The sequence below is a fragment of the Polaromonas sp. P1_E12 genome (assembly GCF_056405975.1).
Map to the genome: position 1 here is coordinate 393,885 of NZ_JBFUBB010000005.1, position 20,783 is coordinate 414,667.

Consider the following 20,783-nt stretch of genomic DNA (forward strand, 5'->3'; position numbering starts at 1 on the left):
ACATCATGAAAAACTCCCTGAGCCCTGCTTCCACCCTGCCTGTTGACGCCGCTGATGCCTTGCTGGTGGGGCGTGTCTGGATAGAAGGCACTGGCCCGGTGCTGGCCTTGGTCACACCCGACGGTGTGTACGACCTTTCCAGCGTTGCGCCAACCGCCAGCCAGCTGCTGGAATTGCCGGGTGTCGCCAGGGTTGTGCGGGCCGCTGCGGCGAAGCTGCCGCGACTGGCGGGCACGGCCGAAGTGCTGGCCAATTCCGCTGAGGATGCACATGACACCAAGCTGCCCTGGCTGCTGGCGCCATGCGACCTGCAGGCACTGAAAGCCTCGGGCGTGACGTTTGTCGAATCGATGCTCGAGCGCGTGATTGAAGAACAGGCCGGCGGCGACGCCAGCAAGGCTGACGAGGCGCGCAAGGCGGTGATCGCCGTGATCGGCGAGAACCTGGGCAAGATCAAGCCCGGCTCACCCGAAGCCGCCCAACTCAAAGACGTATTGATCGCAAAAGGCATGTGGTCGCAGTACCTGGAAGTGGGCATTGGCCCCGACGCGGAAATCTTTACCAAGAGCCAGCCGATGAGCGCGGTCGGCACGGGCGCCGAAGTGGGCATACATCCGGGCAGCGACTGGAACAACCCCGAGCCTGAAGTCGTGCTGGCCGTGAACTCGCGTGGCGAGACGGTGGGTGCGGCGCTGGGCAACGACGTGAACCTGCGCGACTTCGAAGGCCGCAGCGCATTGCTGCTGGGCAAAGCCAAAGACAACAACGCCTCGTGCGCGATCGGCCCCTTCATCCGCCTGCTCGACGAGCGCTTCACCATCGACCATGTACGCAGCAGCGACCTGAGCATCACCGTGACGGGACCTGAGGGCTTTGTGATGAAGGGCGGTAGCTCGCTGAAGAAAATCAGCCGCGACCCACTGGACCTGGTGGCGCAGGCCATTGGCCCCAACCACCAGTACCCTGACGGTTTCATGCTCTTCCTGGGCACCATGTTTGCGCCCACGCAAGACCGCCATGGCCCCGGCCAGGGCTTTACCCACGTGGTGGGTGATGTGGTGACGGTGGCCACGCCGCAGCTGGGCAGCCTGGTCAACCGCGTCACCACCTCCGACAAGGCCGCGCCGTGGACCTTCGGCATTTCGGCGTTGATGAAAAGCCTGGCCAAGCGCAAGCTGCTGTAAAGAAGGAGAGGGCGGATGCATACCTCTGCATTGGTGCTGTTTTCCGGCGGGCAGGATTCCACCACCTGCCTGGCGCAGGCGCTGTCGAAATACGAACGTGTCGAGACGGTGGCGTTTGACTACGGCCAGCGCCACAAGGTGGAGCTGGAGGCGCGGCTCAATGTGCTGCGCGAAATCAAACAGCAGTTTCCACAGTGGGCCCACAAGATTGGTGAAGACCACCTGCTGGATCTCGCGGTGCTCGGGCAGGTCAGCGACACCTCATTGACACGTGACGTCGCTTTCAAGATGGAAAGCTCGGGCCTGCCCAACACTTTTGTGCCGGGGCGCAACCTGCTGTTCCTCACGCTGGCGGCCGCGCTGGCCTACCGGCGAGATTTGCAGGTGCTGGTCACCGGCGTTTGCGAAACCGACTTTTCGGGCTACCCCGATTGCCGCGACGACACCATGAAAGCCATGCAGCTGGCGTTGTCGCTGGGCATGGACAAACGCTTCCTGATCGAGACGCCGTTGATGTGGATCGACAAGGCCGACACCTGGCGGCTGGCGCATGACATCGGTGAAAAATCCGGCGAGCCCAACGGCGGCGAAGCGCTGGTCAACCTGATCGTGGAACACACCCACACCTGCTACCTCGGCGATCGCGTGCACCGGCATGCCTGGGGCTATGGGTGCGGGACGTGCCCGGCCTGCGAATTGCGGGCGCGGGGCTATGCGGGCTATAAAACCACCCCCGTCCAGGCTCACTCCGTGTAGCCTGTTCCCCCCTCGAGGGGGCGGCGCCTGCGGTCCGGCAAAGCCGGTTCCGCGGCCCCCACTGGTCGCGCCCAATGAACTCTTAAGCCAGCATGAGCCGTGGAACCGGCTTTGCCGGGCCACGGGCGGGCGGCCCTCTCGGGGGGCAGGGAGCTACACGAAGTGAGCGACCGTGGGGGCCTAACTCTCGACGATGCTGCGGGTGACAAGCGGGGGTTCTTCGCCCAGGTGAAATCCGAGTTTGCGTTCGCGCAGCGCCACGTCGCTGGCCGTCACGCGGTCAAAGCGGCGCAGGTGCTCGGTCCATGACTCGTCAATGATCTGCTCGATGTAGTGGCCGGGTTTGTTGACGTCGCGCAGCAGTTCCCATTCCAGCGCGCCCTGGCGCAGGCGGCTGCGGCGGCTTTCCTGCATCAGCGCGCGAAAATCGTCGGCGCGCGCCATGTCTATCTGGTAGTGAATCCTCACCACCACGCGGCCTGCACCAGGTGGCTCTTCAGCCACTGGCGCCTTGAACTGGCGCGACGGCGTCAGGTCTTCTTCAATGCTGAGGTCCGACACGAGGTACTGCGCCACCATCATCACGATCGAGCCGCTGGCGGCAGCCATCAGCAGGCCGGTGGATACGCTGGTGAGGCCTGCCACGTGGCCCCAGAGCGCCGCACCCGCTGCGCTGGCGCCCATGATGGCCATCTGGTACATCGACATGCCGCGCGCGCGCACCCAGTCGGGCAATGACAGCTGGGCCGACACGCTGAGCGAATTGGCGCAGGTTATCCAGGCCATGCCGTTGAGCAGCATGGCCGGAACGGCCACATACACATTGGGCGCGAAAGCCATGGCGGCGGTGGATGCCGTCTGCAGGAGTGTCGATCGCATTACGAGCACGTCGCGCGGCATCATCTGGCGCAGCCGCGCCAGGTTCAGCGCCGCGATGATGGCGCCTGTGCCCATGGAGGCCAGCAGCAGCGTGAAGGTGCCGGCGTCACCGCCGTGCAGGCCGCGCGCCACCAGCGGCAGCAAAGCCAGCAGGGCGGTGGAGTGAAAAAAGAAAATGGCCACGCGCAGCAGCACCGCACGCAGGCGCGCCGACTGGCTCACAAACTGCAGGCCGACGCGCATGGCGCTGACCAGGCGCTCGCGCCCCAGCGGGCTGGGCGCGTGGTCGCGCCGCCAGCGCATGATGACAAAGCCCGAAATGACCGACAGCACGGCGTTGAGTACGAACACGTATTCGGTGCCGGCGCCGGCAATCAAAGCGCCGGCAACGAGTGGGCCGACGATGCGCGACGCGTTCATCGAAACACCGTTGAGCGCCAGCGCGGCGGGCAACTGCACGCGGGGAACCAGCTCGGGCACGATGGCGGCAAACACCGGCCAGCGCATGGCCAGGCCCACGCCGTTGGCAAAGGTCAGCGCCAGCAGCAGCGGCGGCGTCATGACATCGGAAATCACGGCGATGCACAGCAGCGTGGCCACCACCGCCACCCAGAACTGCGTCATGATGAAGTAGCGGCGCCTGTCCAGGATGTCGGCCAGTGCGCCGCTGGGCAGCCCGAGCAAGAAAACCGGCAGTGTGGAAGCCGACTGCACCAGCGCCACCCAGAGGGGCGAGGTGGTCATGGAGGTCATCATCCATGCGGCCGCCACATCGTTCATCCACATGCAGATGTTGGCGACCAGCCAGGTGCTCCACAGCATGCGGAACACCGGGCGCTTGATGGGCGCCCAGGCGGAGAGGGATTCAGCCGTTACCGGCTCGGGGGTTCTTGAAGCTTCCTCGGGCATTCAGGGCGCTTCCTGTGCGGCACGCTGGTTCAGCGTGAACAGCGCGGGTGAGCCTTCGGGCAGCTTTTCGAAAGCCCAGGTCTTGTTGTGAAAGGCTGCCACGTTGGGGCGGTGGGCGATCGAGATGATCGCGCCTCCCGATGTTTTGACGAGCGCCAGCAAACGTTCATACAGCGTTTTTTCAGCTGCCTCATCGAGCGCGCTGGTGGCTTCGTCCGCAAAAATCCATTTGGGTTTCTTCAGCAATACCCGAGCGATGGAGAGGCGCTGTTGCTCACCGCCAGAAAGCTTTTGACTCCAGGCGTCTTCTTCGTCCAGCCGTGCGGCCAGGTCGGGCAGCAGGGCTTCATTGAGGGCTTGCTTCAGTGTGTCGTCGGTGTAGCCTGCCGCCAGTTCGGGGTAAGCCAGTGCATCGCGCAAGGAGCCGTTCGGGAAATACGGACGCTGCGGGATGAACATGGCGTTTTCAGGTCGGGCGATACGGCCGGTGGCAAACGGCCAGATGCCTGCCAAAGCGCGAAAAAGGGTGGACTTTCCGCTGCCGGAAGGGCCTCTGAGCAGAATGTGATCGCCGGCGTCGGCATGCAGTTCGACGCCTGTCAGGAGAACGGTTCCGGTCGGCAGGGCCAGATTGAGGTCGCTCGACGTGAGCGATGTGGACGCACTGGTGACCAGGCCGACGTTGTCTTTTGCCTGCGCAATCATGCTGTCTTCGAAGCTTGTCAGGCGATCTGTTGTCGCGCGCCAGCTGGCGAGATTGTCGTAGTTATCCACAAACCAGCTGAGTGAGTCCTGAACCTTGCCGAAGGTCGAGGAAATCTGAATCAGCTGGCCAAGCTGGATTGCTCCGCCGAAGAAGCGAGGTGCCGCAACAAGGAACGGAAAAATCAAGGCAGCCTGGCCGAAGAAGCTCTGGAACCAGATGAGTTTTTTGTTGGCGCGTATCAGGTTCAGGTAGTTCGCCAGCACCGTCGTGAAACGACCATCGAGCTGGCTGCGCTCCACCGCCTCGCCATGGTCCAGCGCAATGGATTCGCTGTATTCACGCGCCCGTACCATGTGGTGGCGAAAATTGGCTTCGTAGCGCTGCTGCAAGAAGTTGAGTTTGATCAGTGGCCGACCGATGTAATGCGCCAGCACGCTGCCGACCAGGCAATAGGCCACCGCGGCCCAGACCATGTAACCCGGGATGAAATAGCTGCTTCCGCCCAGGGTGAAGTCCAGCGGACCCGACTGAACCCAGAGAAGGCCGACAAAACTGACCAGCGTCACGACCGCATTGAGCAGGCCCATGCTCAGTGTGATCGTGGAGGTGGTGAAAGACTGCACGTCTTCCTGAATCCGCTGGTCCGGGTTGTCCGGGCTGGCGTTGATGTCGGTTGTCGCCGAATAACGCGCGAGCTCCATCTTGTAGAAGGCGTGGTGCGACAGCCAGCGGCGCAGGTAGTCGCGTGTCATCCACGCGCGCCAGCGCATTTGCAGCAACTGTGTCAGGTAGAACTTGTAGACGGCGATGATGATCGCGCCAAAGGCCAGATAGCTGAATCGGCCCATCTGCTGCCAGAAGACGATCTGGTCGCGTTTTTCAAGTGCGTCATAAAACACGCGGTACCAGTCGTTGAACTGCACTGCCATGTAAACCGTGCCGAGGTTGAGCAGCACGATGGCCACGAGAAGGCCGCGTGCCTTCCATTTTTCTTCGGACCGGAAGTAAGGGGCGGCCAGTGCGGCTATCCGCCTGGCAAAAAGACTGAATGCGGCAAATTTTGCGAAAAGACTGGACGGATTCATGAAAGCCCTTTCGCGGCTCAGGAAAGCTGGTTGGAAACACCGCTGGCCACGTGGCCCGAGGGCACATGCTGCGAGGCGGAGTGCACGTGACCGGTCTGGTCGTCGAAGAAAAAGTCGGGCTCGAATTCGCGCAGGAATTCGCCTTTGGCGAGACCCCCCAGGAACATGGCTTCATCGACCTCGATGTTCCAGTCCATCAGCGTGCGGATGGCGCGTTCATGCGCGGGCGCGCTGCGGGCGGTGACCAGGGCGGTGCGTATGCGCATGTGCGAGGTGCCGACCTGCTGCAGGCGGTGCAGTGCTTCGAGCAGGGGCTTGAACGGGCCGGCCAGCAGCGGCTGTGTGGCCTTGTCGCGTTCGTGCTGCTGGAAGGCTGACAGGCCCTGTGCCTGGAAGACGCGCTCGGCTTCGTCCGAAAACAGCACCGCGTCACCGTCGAAGGCGATGCGCACTTCGTTGGGGTGTGCATCGCTGGCGCGCACCGAATGCGGATACACCTGCGCGGCCGGCACGCCTGCCAGCAGGGCGTCACGTACATCGCTCAGATGGGCGGACAGGAAAAGATTGGCGTGCAGGGGCTTGAGGTAGCGCCAGGGCGCCTCGCCGCGGTTGAAGGTGCCGCGTTCTATCTTGAGGCCGTAATGTTGGGCCGAGCGAAAAACCCGCATGCCGGAGACGGGGTCGTTGCGCGAGAGGATCACGACTTCGACGCGCTGGGTGGGTGCAGTGGGACTGGCCGCTTCCCCGGCGCTTTCGGGTACCTCGTTGAAGGCCAGCAGTTTTTTGACCAGCGAAAATGCTACGCCGGGCTTGGCCGGAACATCCAGGCGCTCGAGTTGCAGCTTCATGTAAGCCGCGTCTTTTTTTGCACCGGGCACGGGCTCGGCCGTCATGCCGGTTTCGAAAACCTGGTTTTCTTCTTCAAAGTCAAACAGCGCGCGTGACGAGATCGCCACCACGAGCTGACCATCCAGAGTTGCTGCCATTGTTTGATGCCTTGTTGTTGTCAGTGTGTTTTTCGGGATGGCTTCCCGGCGTTGATCGCCGAGCTACGGCGCGATGCAAGCAGATGCCGTGGAACTGGCTTTGCCAGGCCACAGGCATCGCCCCCTGCAAGGGGGGAAGGTGCTACGCGCAGCGAGCATCCGACGGGGGTGTTCATACAAGCTCCAGTTTGCACCATTGTCCATAGCTGGGTGCGTTGATCGGCCACTCGTCTGCCCTTGTGATCTGACGCTGGCCACGTGCAATCAGTTCCGCGGCGCGGATGACGCCTGCATGCGTGACCCACAAGGTATCAACCTCGCCCTGCAACTCGTCAAAGGCCGCGGCCACACGCGCCATGACTTGCATAGTGCTCTCGCCGCTGCCGCCCACGGCATGTTGGGCAAAGCCATCGGTCCAGGCTTGCAGCTCGGCCGGTGCAATGTGCTGCCAGCTGCGGCCTTCCCAGTTGCCGAAGTCCATTTCCTGCAATCGTGGGTCGGTTTTATAGGTCAAATCGGCCCGCAAGCCGCTCAGGACGAGCGCAAGGTGCTCACATCTTTGTAGCGGGGAGCTGATGACACGGGTGGCAAGAGGGAGCATCTCTGCCAGCGTTCGGGCGCATTCGGCGGTTGCGTCGGCGTCGGCCGCCACATCCTGCCGGCCGTAGCAAACGCCGGCGTCAATCAGGGGCTTTGCGTGGCGGACCAGCCAAAGTTTCATTCAAAGACCGGCCTGGGGTTGTGCTGCGAATACCAGCCAGGGCCGCGGAACCGGCTTTGCCGGGCCGCAGGCGCAGCGGCCCCCTCGGGGGGCAGCGACCCACACGAAGTGGGGAAGCGTGGGGGCCATTTCATAGACTGATGGCCAGGCCCAGGTAAAAAGCGATTTCGCAAACCTGCTGGGTGGCGCCCAGGCAGTCGCCGGTAAAACCCTGCAGCCGGCGTTTGAAGAGGCGGCCCATCCACAGCAGTGCGAGCACGGAAAAGCTGCAGGCGACGATGAGGTTCATGACGTCGAGCACGAAGGTGGCCAGTGCCAGCGCGGCAAGGCACCAGGAAAAACCCACCAGCAGGCTGCCGGGGGAGATCTGGTCCGCCAGCGGCTTGGATTTGGACTGGGCGGTGTCGCCCACGTGCGGCAGCAGGTAAATCAGCAGCAGCGGCAGGCCGCGCGACATGATGTGGCCCGTGCACAGCGCGGCGCAGACATACCAGCTGCCAAAGGGGGCTTCCTCCCAGTCACCCCAGCCGGCGGGCGCGCCTTCGACCGAGCCGAGGATGGCCAGCAGCGCGACCTTGCTCAGCAGGGCGAGCACCAGCGCCATGGCGCCAAAGGCACCCACGCGCGAGTCTTTCATGATTTCGAGCGCACGGCCTTTGTCGTGACTGCCGCCCAGGCCGTCGGCTACATCGGCAAGGCCGTCTTCGTGGAAGCCGCCCGTCAGCAGCGCGGTGGCGGCAGTGGAAAACGCCGCGGCCACCAGCGGCGAGAACGTGGTGTCGGGTAACACCGCATGAAACAGCGCGTACACGGCGGCGGCAAACAGGCCCACCAGAATGCCGACCCCAGGGAAGTGGCCGGCACTGGCGCGCAACAACTCGGGGCTGTAGCCCACCCAGGCGGCCAGCCGCCCTGTGATAGGGATGCGCGTGAAGAACTGGACGGCGAGCAGGAACTCGCGGACAAACAGGGTGATGGATGTCATGCGAGGCCCATGGTGGTTTATGCGTCTTCCCGCCCGCTCACACCGGCAGAGTCAAAGCTCGCCATTTCATTGAGAAAGCCGGCCGCCGATTGCACCAGCGGCCAGGCCAGCAGCGCGCCCGTGCCTTCGCCGAGGCGCAGGCCCAGGTCCAGCAGCGGTTGGGCTTTCAGGTGCGCCAACAGCAGGCGATGGCCGTGCTCGTCGGAACGGTGGCAAAACACCATGTAGCCCTGCACCGCGGGAGCGAGCGAGCGGGCCACCAGTGCTGCCGCCCCTGCGATGAAGCCGTCGACCAGTACCACGCGGCGCTCGCTGGCGGCCTGGAGCATGGCGCCGGCCATCATGGCGATTTCAAAGCCCCCCAGGGCGGCCAATGCATCCAGGGGCTGCGTTGCGTCGGGGTGACGGGCCAGCGCGCGCGCCAGCACGGCGCGTTTGCGTTGCAGCTGCTGGTCATCCAGGCCGGTGCCGCGCCCCGTGGCGTCGTCGATGCTGATGACGGCAAGACGTGCCAGCAACAGGGCGGCAGGCGAGGTGTTGGCAATGCCCATTTCGCCAAACGCCACCACATTGCCGGGTAGCGCTTGCAGGATGTCCATGCCCGCCGTGAGCGCGGCGAGGGTTTGCAGGTGTGACATTGCAGGCCCGCTGCAGATGTTTTGGGTGCCGTGGGCGATCTTGCGCTGCAGCAGCTGCGGGTGCGCGGGCAAGTCCGCGGCCACGCCGGCATCCACCACGTGCAGGGCAAAGCCGTGCTGGCGCGCGAAGACGTTGATGGCGGCGCCGCCGGCCAGCATGTTGCCGACCATTTGCACCGTAACCGCTTGTGGAAAAGCCGAAACGCCTTCGGCGGCGATGCCGTGGTCGGCCGCGAAGACCACCATTTGGGGAGCTTGCAGCGTGATGTTCTCGCTTTGCTGGATCAGGCCCAGCTGCAGTGCCACACTTTCGAGCAGGCCGAGCGCGCCCAGTGGCTTGGTTTTGTGGTCGATCTTGTGCCGTAGCCTGGCCTCCAGCGTGAGGTCGGCAGTCGGCTCAATCGCGGGCAGGAGAAGGGGCGGAAAGTCGGATGCGTTCATCGGTGATTTGTTTAAGGCAGGCGGGGCAGAAGCACGACAGCGCACTGCCTTCCGGTTGGGGAGTTCGTTCAGAGGGCACGGGCATGATGTGCGGCAGTTGCACGCACCAGCATTCAGCGTCTCCTGCCGCCATGCCGCAGCGCAGGCCGGCGCCGCAGCGGGGGCACACCGAGGTGTCGGCCTGGGCGGGTGTTGGCGGGGGTGCGGCCTGTGGGCTCATGGCGGATGGGCTTGTCGGCTCTACGGTCAGCTTTGCGGTCAGCTCTGCAAGAACAGCCGGTAGACAGGGTTGGCGGTTTCCTCGACGTGAGGGTAGCCCAGCGTGTCCAGAAAATCCTTGAAGGCCTTGTTGTCGGCCTTGGGCACCTGCAGGCCCACCAGGATGCGGCCGTAGTCGGCGCCCTGGTTGCGGTAGTGAAAGAGGCTGATGTTCCAGCCCGGCCGCATGCTGGAGAGGAACTTCATCAGCGCGCCCGGCCGCTCCGGGAAGATGAAGCGCAGTAGGCGCTCGTCTTTGGACAACGCACTGTGCCCGCCCACCATGTGGCGGATGTGTTCCTTGGCGAGCTCGTCGTGCGTAAGGTCCAGTGTCTTGAAGCCGTGGCGCGAGAAGTTCGCGGCGATCTTGCTGCTCTCGCCCTTGGCCGAAGTGGTCAGGCCCACGAAGACATGGGCCTTGGCGTCGTCGTTGATGCGGTAGTTGAACTCGGTCACGCTGCGCGGCCCGCCGGGCAGCTCGCCGATCAGTTCGCAAAAGTGCCGGAAGCTGCCGCGCTCTTCGGGAATCGTCACGGCGAATAGCGCTTCGCGCTCCTCGCCGACCTCGGCCCGCTCGGCAATAAAGCGCAGGCGATCGAAGTTCATATTGGCGCCGGACAAAATCGCGGCGTAGGTTTCACCCCGGGTCTTGTTTTGGGCTACATACTGCTTGATGGCGGCCACAGCCAGCGCGCCGGCAGGCTCGACAATGCTACGGGTATCGACAAATACATCCTTGACAGCGGCGCATACCGCATCGGTATCGACAGTGATGAACTCATCAACCAGCTCGCGGCTGATGCGAAAGGTTTCCTCGCCCACCAGCTTCACTGCCGTGCCGTCCGAAAACAGGCCCACGTCGGTCAGCGTGACGCGTTTTTTCGCCGCCACCGACTGAATCATCGCGTCCGAGTCGTTCATCTGCACGCCGATCACCTTGATCTCGGGACGCACCGCCTTGATGTAGTTGGCCACGCCAGAAATCAGGCTCCCGCCGCCAATCGACACGAACACGGCGTCCAGTCGACGCGAGCCCAGGGTTTGCAGCTGACGCAGGATTTCCATTGCAATCGTGCCCTGGCCGGCAATGACGTCCGGATCGTCGAACGGATGCACGAAAGTCAGGCCCTGCTCTTTTTGCAGCTTCACCGAGTGGGCGTAGGCATCCGAATAGCTGTCACCGTGCAGCACCACTTCGCCGCCCCAGCCTTGAACGCCATCAATCTTGATTTGCGGCGTGGTTGTCGGCATGACGATCACCGCGCGGCTGCCGAGCTTTTGCGCGCTCATGGCTACACCCTGCGCATGGTTGCCGGCCGAGGCGCAAATCACGCCTTTTTTGAGCTGCTCGGGGCTCAGGTGAGCCATCTTGTTGTAGGCGCCGCGCAGCTTGAAGCTGAACACCGGCTGCTGGTCTTCGCGTTTGAGCAGCACGGTGTTTTTCAGGCGCAGGCTCAGGTTTTTCGCGGGCTCCAGATTGGATTCCACCGCCACGTCATAGACCCGTGCCGTCAAGATCTTTTTCAGGTAGTCGGCTGGTTTCAGTGCGGGCCTCGACGTTTTGCCGGAAGATTTCCCGGAAGCTTTGGTGGCTTTGGCAACTTTGGGAGCAGGGCGCGTGGCTTGTTTGGTGTGGGTTGGCATGTTTTTCTCGCAGCCTGACATCATAGTGGGCAAGAAAAAAGGCCCAGACTTTGCAGTCTGGGCCTGTAAATCCACCCTTAGAGGAGGTGGAGGAGACAACCGGTGCAAAAAGACCCTGAGTTGCCGGACAACTGATCTTGATGCGATGATTTCAGTATAGCGGGCCGATGTTGCGCTGCACAATATCTTGTGGCGTAAATTCGACATTTTTCACGGTTTAATCATAAATTTTATGCATGAGGAGAGAGATTCATGGAATGCACGGTGAGTTGGACGGGCCCGACGGCGGTCACAGGATCGCGCTCCGGCATGAGCTTTCTGGCTGAGACCGGCAGCGGCCATACCCTGGTGATGGACGGCGCGCCCGATGCCGACAAACCGGAAAACGGCGGCGCCAACCTGGCACCCCGGCCCATGGAAACCTTGCTGGCCGGCACCGGTGGCTGTACAGCCTACGACGTGGTGCTGATCCTCAAGCGTGGCCGCCAGGATGTTCGGGGCTGCTCGGTCAAATTGAGTGCTGAAAGGGCGCCTGTCGACCCCAAGGTATTCACCAAAATCCACATGCATTTTGTCGTCACAGGGCGTGGCCTGGCCACCAGCGCAGTGGAACGTGCGGTCGCCATGAGCCACGACAAATACTGCTCGGCCACCATCATGCTGGCGAAAACAGCAGAGATCACGACCAGCTTTGAGGTCATAGAGGCTTGAGATGATTTTGGCCGCAAGCCCTTTGTGGTCGGGCGCAAGTAGCTATCAAATTTATAGCTGCTGGACCTGCATCAGCTTGCGCTTCAGCGGAATCTTTCAGATGTAGTGCGCCGTTGTCGTCATGACGCGTGCCGCAGAGCGCATCAGGGCCTTGACCGGCTCGGGCAATTGCAGCGCGCCGGCCTGCTCGGCCTCGCGTGCATGCAGCGCTTCATCGTCTTTCATTTGGGCCACGATGGCGCGCGACTCGTGGTCGCCGGCCGGCAGGCGCTCCAGGTGGCTTGCCAGGTGGGCCTCAACCTGGCGCTCCGTCTCCACGACAAAACCCAGGCTCAGGCGGTCACCGAGCCGGCTGGCGACCAGGCCCAGGCCGAAGGCGCCGGCGTACCAGAGTGGATTGAGGAGGGAAGGCCGGGCGCCGAGTTCGTCGAGCCGGGTTTTTGTCCAGGCGAGATGGTCACCCTCTTCGCGGCTGGCCTGCAGGAAGTGCTCTCGCAGGGCCGGGTCGCGGGTACCCAGGGCCTGCGCGGCGTACAGGGCCTGCGCACAGACCTCACCCACATGGTTGACGCGCATCAGCGCGCCTGAACGCACCTTGTCCTGCGCGGCAAGCTCGGTTTTCTCCCCAGGTACGGTGGGACAGGTACGGCTGGCGCGCGGGGCGGCAAAAAGCGTGCGCAGGGCGCCGTCGGCGGCATTGAGGGCGGTATCGAGTGCGGTGGTCATGGTGCTTCGGTTCTTTTGGAACGATTTCTTGAGGCGGGATGGTTCCATGTTATCCCTCGTCCGGTGGAATGGAAACGGCCACAAAAAAGCCCCCATGCGGGGGCTTTTTGAAAAAGGAGGCCGGATCGGGATCCGGACGCAACCTTGATCTTTAGAACGTGTGACGAATACCCAGGGCGATGTTGGTGGAGCCAACGCCTGCAGAAGACGTCACGCCGCCGAGGAAACCGTTGCCACCGGGGGCTGCCTGGCCCGAACCCTTGTTGTCGAAGCGGGTCAGAACGGCATTCAGGTTGGTGCGCTTGGACAGCGCGTAGGTGTAAGTCACGCCGTAGGAGCTGGTGTCGGCATCTGCTGGGCGCTTGTCATCAAGGCGGTTGTACGCCACAACCCATGTGTGTGGGCCGCTGGTCATGCGGTAACCGATGTGCGCCAGGTTGGCGTCCTGCCTGAAGGCATTGTTGTAGGCGGATTGAAAGGCTGCACCTACAAGCGCGCTGCCGCTAGCGGTGGTAACGGTTGCGCCGATGGTGGAGAGACCGCTCGGGTTCTCATCCTTGATCGTGGCGTACTGGCCGTACAGGGTGCCGGGGCCCACGTCAACCGTCGCACCCAGCACATTGTTTTCCAGCGACTTTTGGCCGAGCTCGTTGTTGCGCTGGTTGTGGCCATAACCGACGGAGAATCCGGTGCCTTTATAGATGACCATGCCGCCGAAGAAACGGCTGGCAGAGTTGCCAACGGTTGCGGTAGCCGCTTCACCGGCGCCATACATCAGCGCGGCGGTGATGCCGCCCGTCTGAATGCCGTATTGCAGCGTGTTGCTCAGGCGAATGTCGAAAGCCGGCGGGAAGCTGGCAATCTGGCCGGCTGCCAGGCTGGACTGGGTCTGGGACGCGTCGAAGGTGGCGCCTACCAGGTAGCCAGGGGTGTACTGGCGGCCGAATGTGAACGCGCCGACCGGCGTGATCAGGCCCACGAATGCCTGACGGTCAAACAGCCGGCTGCCTGCGGTACCCGGCAGGTTCACACCAATCGTGCTTCCGATGGATGCATTCACGGCACTGATCAGCGCAGCCGTCGAGGCCGCCGGAATAGGGAGCGTGCTCAAGCCAAGTCCTGCGGCGGTAGACATGCGATCGGGCATTTGAGTCCCCGAGGCTGCTGAGTTCGACATGGCTCCCGTGTCGACTTCAAAACGGTTCTCAAGCGTAAAAATGGCCTTGTAGCCGCCGCCGATGTCTTCGGTGCCGCGCAGGCCGAAGCGTGACCCCTCCATGATGCCGCTGGCAATGTGGGTGATCGATCCGCTTCGCAGGCCGGTGACATGGTTGACGCCGCCATCAACAATGCCATACACGGTTACGGTGCTTTGTGCCATGGCGGCGGAAGTGGACAGCAGTCCCATGATCGCAGTTGCAACGAGGGTCAGTTTTTTCATGGAGTCTCCAGAGAGTTTTAATTGAGGGAAAACCTTCGCAGTCATTGCCGTAAATGCACACACCGGCTTGACTCGATGGAGCAAAGATTAGTGGGGATGCGGCGGCCCGTAAAGAGAGGCAATACGGGGGGTATCACTTTTGCGACAGGGGAAAACCCGATGTTTTCTTGCCCCGGCTGATGCTGGCGGCAAACCTTGGGAGGTTGCCAGGAAATTGTGTTTCCCCTCTCAAATTCTGATGCTGAAGATCGTTTTAAGCGAGGCTGGAGAACGACGCAGCCATGCGCAACCGGTGGCTAGGGTTTGACCTCTAATCCGGGGCGACTGGCGGGTTGGCGGCAGCAGAGTGACTCGCGTTTACAACGGTTCATGCCGCACTACGCCAGCCTGTCCCCCTTCTTGCTCGATTTTTTTTAGCCATAACGCTTCCTGGAGATAGAAAACGACTTGGGTTTGTGTTTTTCACCAAGGCAGGGCATCTGGGGGCGGGTGCCCTGCTTTGGGGCAGTCTGCCCCGGCTACCTGCAAACTTCCCTCGTACGGCTTCGTTCGGCCGGCGCATCCGTGCGCGCACCTCCAGCGTGCGCAAATGCAATGCGTTGTTAGGGGCCAACAATTCGGGTATGAACGTTGCTAATAGTAGAGATAAGGCTTTGTGTGATTTGTGACTCTTTGGTTAAATTGGCCTAAGGGTAGTCACTGAGCCCTTATAAATGTTTGTTTCGTAGCAGTGTTTGTTTTCCACCTTTTGGAGATTTTCTAATGATGAAGAAAAGCCTAGTTGCTTTGGCCGTGCTGGCCGTTTCCGGCATGGCTTCTGCCCAGTCCACCGTGACCGTTTATGGACTCGTGGACGCTTGGGTTGGTACCGTCAAGGACAACGGCGTCAGCCAGTCCGGCGTGAACGTTGCCCATCCTTTTTCCGGTAGCGGCGGTGGTCTGCAGACCAGCCGTTTCGGCCTGAAGGGTTCTGAGGACCTCGGTGGCGGCCTGAAAGCCAACTTCCTGCTGGAAGCCGGCTTTGACCCCAGCACCGGTGCTGCAAACAACTACACCAACCCCTATACCGGCGCGACCTCCAATGCAATCTTTGGTCGTCAGTCCTGGGTTGGCCTTTCTGGTGGCTTCGGTGAATTGAAGCTCGGCAAAATGTGGACCCCGTACGACATGGTCAAGGGTTCCGGCGCCGCTGGCTTCGACTCGCTCCTGTTTGCGCCTTCCACCAGCGTGTGGGCCAGCAACAGCTACCAGGACCGTCCTGGCAACTCGATCTATTACCAGACCCCAGACCTGGCTGGTTTCTCTGCTGCTGCGATGTACAGCTTCGGCGAAAACAAAACCGCGACTGTCAGCGCCGGCAAGATCGCCAGCTTTAACGTTGCTTATGCAAACGGCCCCATCGGTGCTTCTTTGGCCTATCAGACCGAAAAAGCCACTGGTGCCAGCACTGCCATCAAGTACACGCAGTTGAATGGTTCGTATGACTTCGGCGTGGTCAAGCTGCTCGGCGCTTACGGTACTGTGAAGAACGGCACCACCCCCGTGACCGGTTTGGCACAGGACAAAGCGACCGAGTACCAAATTGGCCTTGACTTCCCTGTCAACAGCACGTTCACCCTGTCCGGCGGTTATGCCCGCTCCAAGAGCACCCGCCCAGCTGGTGCTTCCGAGCTGAAGCGTACCGGCTATAGCCTGGCTGGTCTGTATGCCCTCTCCAAGCGTACGAACCTGTACGCTGGTGTTCAGAGCGGCAAGGAAACCGGCGCTGGTGTGACTGATCGCAAGACCAGCACCTACGGTGTTGGCGTTCGCCACACGTTCTAATCCAGTTTGGATCTAAACCCGGGCTTGCCTGGGTTTTATCAAAAGCCGTTTCAGTGAAACGGCTTTTTTTTTGGGTCGACTGAAATCGGGCTAAAAAACCAGGTTCTGGCAAGCAGAAATCCCGGGTTTTCGCTGGCGTTGTTTCTTTTCCACGGGTCACCGTCCATTTGTGGCTTGAGCACAACGGCTTGACTGTTTTTTCGGGCATTCCTTTGCGAATTGAAGCCCAGTCTGGTGCAATAGACCCAACTTCCCGAAACGGGGGTTGGCCCGGGTCTCTGGTGGTGCCATGAAGGCGTAAGTCTGAAATGGTCCCCGTGCCGGAGCCCTATGTTTAACCTTGGAGAAACTCTCAATGAAAAAGACTCTTATCGCCCTGGCTGCACTCGCTGCAACCGCTGGCGTCGCGCATGCCCAATCCTCCGTGACCCTGTACGGCGTTGCTGATGCCTACATCGGCCAAAACGTTACCAAAGTGTCTACCGCTGGTACCGAAACCAAAGTTAGCCAAGGCCAGATCAATGGCAGCGGCTTGAGCAGCTCGCGTTGGGGCCTGCGTGGTAGCGAAGATCTGGGCGGCGGTTTGGCTGCAGTGTTCACGCTGGAAAGCGGTTTTGACATTTCTACCGGCGCATCCGCAAACAACGCTGGTGGTTCCGCTGCCGGCGCAGCCAGCACCCTGTTTGGTCGCGTGGCAACTGTTGGCCTGAAGGGCTCCTTCGGCGAAGTTCGCCTGGGCCGTCAGTACAGCGCTTATGACTCGCTCCGCGGCGCTACCAACAATACCTATGACTCCAACACCTTTGCCCAGACCGGCACTGTGTGGGGCACGGGCATTCAAGACTACAGCAACCGTGTTAACAATTCCGTGCGTTACGACTCGCCCGATTTCGGCGGCTTCAGCGGCTCGGTGGTTTATGGTTTTGGCGAAGACAAGACGGCTACCGCTTCTGCTTCCAACAGCTCCAGCATCCAGCTGAAGTACGCTAACGGCCCTCTGCTGGTCGGTTACGCATACCAGCGTGAAAAAGAATCAGTTGGTTCCACCATGTTCTCCGGTGCAACCGGTGCTGCTAACGCGGCAGGTGTTGGCGCCGCTGCTGCTGACTCGCGCAAGTACAACCTGCTCGGCGCAACCTACGACTTCGGCGTTGTCAAGCTGGTGGGTAGCTACAACACCGCCAAGAACAACACGCTCAAAGACAAAGAGTACCAAATCGGCCTGAGCGCTCCCTTCGGTGCAGCAACCGTGGCCATTGGCTACGAGCGCGCCAAGAGCGAAGGCGGCGGTTCTACCAACAAGGGTAAGGGCTACAGCCTGCTCGGTACGTACGATCTGTCCAAGCGCACGACCCTGTACGCTGGCTACATCAACACCAAGGTTGAGTCTGGCGTGAATGCCGCTACCACCAGCAAGCGTTCGCTGCTGGCCACTGGTGTTCGCCACACGTTCTAATCTGAAGCTGGCTTAAGCCAGTTTTTGATGAGAATCTAAAAGCCGTCTCGGGGTAACCCGGGGCGGCTTTTTTCGTGAAAAAACGTACGAACTGCCGCTTGATGTTGTGAGTCGTTGGAATTTGTGAAACTTTTTCGCATCTGCCGCGTTAGATACCAAGGTCTTGATATTTAGACAAGACGCAACTGACCAGGTTCATTGCTGTTCCCCCACGTTCAATGCCACTGACACATCACCGTTTCTTCGTTCGCACGTTGCGCTTGCTGGCTGCCGGCTACCTGTTTCTTGCCGCTGGCTGCGCGGGGTTCGGGACTTCCGCCCCTATAGCCAGCACGAATGTCGACTGGACTTCTGCATCGTCTACAAGCACTGATGCAGATACCGTTAAGTGGCAGCACTGCACTTTCCCGGGCAAGAAGTCGACACGTTACCGTGCCATTCGCCTGGACGGGCGCAATGCCGTTCTTGGTGAATCCGACAGCGCCGCCAGCATGCTGCGGCAGAACCTGCGTGTAGAGTCTGCAGAACTTGGAACCCTGGGCTTTTCCTGGAAGGTACCGAAGATGATTGTGGGTGCGGACATGACGCAACGCGACAGCGATGATTCACCCGTGCGTGTGGTCCTGGCCTTTGAAGGTGACAGGTCGAAGTTTTCGGCCAAGAACGCCATGCTTTCAGAGCTTGCATTGGCACTGACAGGCGAGCCGCTACCATACGCGACGCTCATGTATGTCTGGGGCTCTCACAGCGCGCCAGAAAGCGTGATCATCAATACACGGACCGACCGAATCCGCAAAGTGGTGATCGAATCCGGTCCCGGCCGCCTTGATCGCTGGCTCGACTACCAGCGCGACATTCGTGCCGACTACCAAAAGGCCTTCGGCGAGCCGCCCGGCGCTTTGGTCGGTGTCGCCATCATGACTGACAGCGACAACACGCGCCAAATCACCAAGGCCTGGTATGGCCCCGTCAGCCTCAAAAACACAACCGCAAGCATCGTGGCCACGCCGGCACTGGCCCCGGAATTGCTGCAGGTTTCACAAACCCCTGGATTTGCACCGCTGTCCCTTCAGGACTAGTATTTAACCTGCTGAACTCGGGACTCCACTGACATGCGCGCTCCGGCAAACCTTCCAAGTGCTTCATCCATTCAGCCCGCCGCAGCGGGAGATATTGCAAACCCCGACCGCCCCTCGCCGCTTCGCGCCTCCGGCCGGGCCTTTGCGCAAATAGCGCAGTACCACCCCGAACTGACCGCCTTCCGGCGCGACCTGCATGCCCACCCGGAACTCGGGTTTGAAGAGGTTTACACCTCCAGCCGGGTAGTGCATGCGCTCAAGTTATGTGGCGTAGACGAGGTGCACACCGGTGTCGGTAAAACAGGTGTTGTGGCTGTCATCAGAGGTCAGCAGCCAGTCAGGGCTTCCGGTCAACCTGGTTTTAAGCCCATGATCGGATTGCGCGCTGACATGGACGCGCTTCCCATGACAGAGCACAACGAGTTTGGCTGGAAGTCCGCCAAGGCCGGGTTGATGCACGGTTGCGGGCATGACGGGCATACCACCATGCTGGTAGGCGCCGCCCGTTACCTCGCAGAGACCCGCAATTTTGCCGGTGATGCGGTGCTGGTTTTCCAGCCCGCGGAAGAAGGCCGTGGCGGGGCCGATGCGATGATCAAGGACGGCTTGTTCGAGCGTTTTCCCGTGCAGGCCATTTACGCCATGCACAACTGGCCCGCGATGCAGCCTGGCACCATCGGGATCAATCCCGGCCCCATGATGGCCGCGGCCGACCGCATCACCATCGAGATTACCGGCAAGGGTGGCCACGGGGCACACGCCTATCTCACGGTCGATCCGGTGCTGGTGGCCGCTCACATCATCACAGCGGTGCAAGGCATCGTCTCGCGCAACGTCAAGGCCATGGACAACGCCGTGATCAGCATTTGCGCCGTCCAGGCAGGCGACCTGGGCGCGATGAGTGTGGTGCCTGGCAATGCCACACTGGTCGGCACGGTACGCACCTTCAAACCGGAAGTGCAGGACCTGGTCGAGCGGCGCCTCAAGGAGTTGTGTGCCGCCGTGGCACAGGGCTTTGGCGCCACGGCCACCGTCAAGTACGAACGGATCTACCCGGCCACCATCAACTCACCGGTCGAATACGAGCTGGCCACCAGCGTCGCCGAACAGCTCGTGGGTGCAGAGAACGTTGTGCGCAACCTTGAGCCCAGCATGGGCTCCGAAGACTTTTCCTTCATGCTCAGGGTCAAGCCGGGTGCCTACTTGCGCCTGGGCCAGGGCGAGCAATTGCCCGATGGCAAAGGCGGAACCGTGGGCGGCGTGGGCAGCCGCTTTTTGCATAACAGCTGCTATGACTTCAATGACAGCGTGCTGCCGCTGGGCTCGGCGCTGTTTGCAGGAATTGTCGAACGCTCGCTGCCGACGCGCTGATTTGCTATTAATTTAATAGCTGCTTGCGCACACCCCTTATGGGCTGCGGGCAAATTCTTCTTGATACTCCAAGGGGCCGCTATCACAGGCGGAACGACGCAGGCCGCGTCTGTGCCTCACCTGTCTGTGCCCGTCTCAGGCATAACGCTTGTTACGCAGGTTGTTTTTCATTTCCTTGAGCAACGGCTGCAGCTTGCTGCCGATGCGCAGTGCCACACAGGTTGCCAGGATGTCGATGATCATCAGGTGCATCAGGCGCGACACCATGGGGCTGTAGCGGTCGTAGCCCTCGGGGTGGTCGGCTGCCAGGTGGATGTTGCCGGCTGCGGCCAACGGCGAACCGGTGACGGTGATGACGATCGTGGTCGCGCCGTTCTTGCGGGCGATGTCGCAGGCGTCCATCAAATCGCGCGTGCGGCCAGAGTTGGAAATCACCACCACGCAATCGCCCGGCCCCAGCAGCGAGGCGCTCATCACCTGCATGTGGCCGTCGCTGTAGGCGATGCTGGTGATGCCCAGGCGGAAAAACTTGTGCTGCGCATCCTGCGCCACGATGCCCGAGTTGCCCACGCCGAAGAACTCAATCCGCTTGCCGGTGTTGTACGTGGCCAGCAACGCGTCGGCGGCCCGCTCAACGGCTACGGAACTCGCATCGTTGCGGTATTTCAAAAACGCCGCTACCGTGTTGTCGATCACCTTGACCATCACGTCGCCGGTCTTGTCGTCCGCGTCCACACTGCGGTGGATGAAAGGTACGCCCTCACTCACGCTGCCCGCCAGCTTGAGCTTGAAGTCCGACAGCCCGTCATAGCCCATGCTGCGGCAAAACCGCACCACTGTCGGCTTGCTCACATGCGAGCGGCTCGCCAGCTCCGTGATCGGCAAATTGGCAAATGCCCGCGGGTCGGCCAGCACCAACCGGCCCACGCGTTGCTCGGCGGGTGCAAGAGAGGGAAGGGACGCCTTGATTCGGTCGAGCATTG

At 61.5% G+C, this 20,783-nt stretch carries 18 protein-coding genes; 7 read left to right on the plus strand and 11 right to left on the minus strand.

All coding sequences use genetic code 11. The features are described 5' to 3' along the window. The first annotated feature begins 5 nt into the window (after positions 1-5). Together AC1D13_RS16465 and queC are read left to right on the plus strand one after the other, a co-directional pair. Positions 6-1,184, plus strand: a complete 1,179-nt coding sequence (locus AC1D13_RS16465) for a fumarylacetoacetate hydrolase family protein (protein WP_477667375.1) — start codon at positions 6-8, stop codon at positions 1,182-1,184. Positions 1,185-1,199: 15 nt separating this feature from the next. Next, positions 1,200-1,940 carry a 7-cyano-7-deazaguanine synthase QueC gene (gene queC / locus AC1D13_RS16470; RefSeq protein WP_477667374.1) on the plus strand — a complete coding sequence of 247 codons (741 nt, stop codon included), beginning with the start codon at positions 1,200-1,202 and terminating at the stop codon, positions 1,938-1,940. Between the two features lie 180 nt (positions 1,941-2,120). On the opposite strand, the gene AC1D13_RS16475 is transcribed toward queC, so the two are convergent. The 8 genes from AC1D13_RS16475 to ilvA form a co-directional block, all read right to left on the minus strand. Then, positions 2,121-3,728, minus strand: a complete 1,608-nt coding sequence (locus AC1D13_RS16475; RefSeq protein ID WP_457282582.1) for an MFS transporter — start codon at positions 3,726-3,728, stop codon at positions 2,121-2,123. After that, complete coding sequence (locus AC1D13_RS16480) at positions 3,729-5,519, minus strand: ABC transporter ATP-binding protein/permease (protein ID WP_477667373.1); 1,791 nt, start codon at positions 5,517-5,519, stop codon at positions 3,729-3,731. Positions 5,520-5,536: 17 nt separating this feature from the next. Next, positions 5,537-6,505, minus strand: coding sequence for a 5'-nucleotidase (locus tag AC1D13_RS16485; protein ID WP_457282584.1), 969 nt, complete (start codon positions 6,503-6,505; stop codon positions 5,537-5,539). Between the two features lie 172 nt (positions 6,506-6,677). Further along, complete coding sequence (locus tag AC1D13_RS16490; RefSeq protein ID WP_477689929.1) at positions 6,678-7,226, minus strand: histidine phosphatase family protein; 549 nt, start codon at positions 7,224-7,226, stop codon at positions 6,678-6,680. Positions 7,227-7,356: 130 nt separating this feature from the next. Then, positions 7,357-8,211: an adenosylcobinamide-GDP ribazoletransferase gene (locus tag AC1D13_RS16495; RefSeq protein ID WP_457282589.1), complete on the minus strand. Its 855-nt coding sequence runs from the start codon at positions 8,209-8,211 to the stop codon at positions 7,357-7,359. A 17-nt stretch (positions 8,212-8,228) separates the two neighbouring features. Continuing rightward, positions 8,229-9,290 carry a nicotinate-nucleotide--dimethylbenzimidazole phosphoribosyltransferase gene (cobT, locus tag AC1D13_RS16500; protein ID WP_477689930.1) on the minus strand — a complete coding sequence of 354 codons (1,062 nt, stop codon included), beginning with the start codon at positions 9,288-9,290 and terminating at the stop codon, positions 8,229-8,231. Next, positions 9,247-9,510: a cysteine-rich CWC family protein gene (locus AC1D13_RS16505; protein WP_457282591.1), complete on the minus strand. Its 264-nt coding sequence runs from the start codon at positions 9,508-9,510 to the stop codon at positions 9,247-9,249. The genes cobT and AC1D13_RS16505 overlap by 44 nt, the downstream gene beginning before the upstream one ends. Before the next feature lie 38 nt (positions 9,511-9,548). Next, a complete protein-coding gene (gene ilvA / locus AC1D13_RS16510) occupies positions 9,549-11,192 on the minus strand; it encodes a threonine ammonia-lyase, biosynthetic (protein WP_477667370.1) in 1,644 nt (547 codons plus the stop codon). A 252-nt stretch (positions 11,193-11,444) separates the two neighbouring features. Between ilvA and AC1D13_RS16515 the strand changes: the two genes are divergently transcribed. After that, a complete protein-coding gene (locus tag AC1D13_RS16515) occupies positions 11,445-11,903 on the plus strand; it encodes an OsmC family protein (protein ID WP_457282593.1) in 459 nt (152 codons plus the stop codon). 96 nt (positions 11,904-11,999) lie between these two features. On the opposite strand, the gene coq7 is transcribed toward AC1D13_RS16515, so the two are convergent. Beyond that, a complete protein-coding gene (gene coq7, locus AC1D13_RS16520; RefSeq protein WP_457282594.1) occupies positions 12,000-12,629 on the minus strand; it encodes a 2-polyprenyl-3-methyl-6-methoxy-1,4-benzoquinone monooxygenase in 630 nt (209 codons plus the stop codon). A gap of 151 nt (positions 12,630-12,780) precedes the next feature. Next, complete coding sequence (locus AC1D13_RS16525) at positions 12,781-14,070, minus strand: porin (protein ID WP_457282595.1); 1,290 nt, start codon at positions 14,068-14,070, stop codon at positions 12,781-12,783. A 762-nt stretch (positions 14,071-14,832) separates the two neighbouring features. On the opposite strand from AC1D13_RS16525, the gene AC1D13_RS16530 reads away from it, so the two are divergent. The 4 genes from AC1D13_RS16530 (at position 14,833) to AC1D13_RS16545 (ending at position 19,800) form a co-directional block, all read left to right on the plus strand. Beyond that, positions 14,833-15,894: a porin gene (locus AC1D13_RS16530; protein ID WP_457282596.1), complete on the plus strand. Its 1,062-nt coding sequence runs from the start codon at positions 14,833-14,835 to the stop codon at positions 15,892-15,894. A gap of 355 nt (positions 15,895-16,249) precedes the next feature. Then, entirely contained in the window at positions 16,250-17,350 is a 1,101-nt protein-coding gene (locus tag AC1D13_RS16535; RefSeq protein WP_457282597.1) for a porin, read from the plus strand. Between the two features lie 218 nt (positions 17,351-17,568). Next, a complete protein-coding gene (locus AC1D13_RS16540) occupies positions 17,569-18,429 on the plus strand; it encodes a DUF3047 domain-containing protein (RefSeq protein WP_477689931.1) in 861 nt (286 codons plus the stop codon). Between the two features lie 33 nt (positions 18,430-18,462). Further along, positions 18,463-19,800, plus strand: coding sequence for a M20 aminoacylase family protein (locus AC1D13_RS16545; protein WP_477689932.1), 1,338 nt, complete (start codon positions 18,463-18,465; stop codon positions 19,798-19,800). A 135-nt stretch (positions 19,801-19,935) separates the two neighbouring features. Here AC1D13_RS16545 and AC1D13_RS16550 read toward each other — a convergent pair whose 3' ends face one another. Continuing rightward, positions 19,936-20,781, minus strand: a complete 846-nt coding sequence (locus AC1D13_RS16550) for a MurR/RpiR family transcriptional regulator (protein ID WP_457282600.1) — start codon at positions 20,779-20,781, stop codon at positions 19,936-19,938. Positions 20,782-20,783 lie beyond the last annotated feature (2 nt).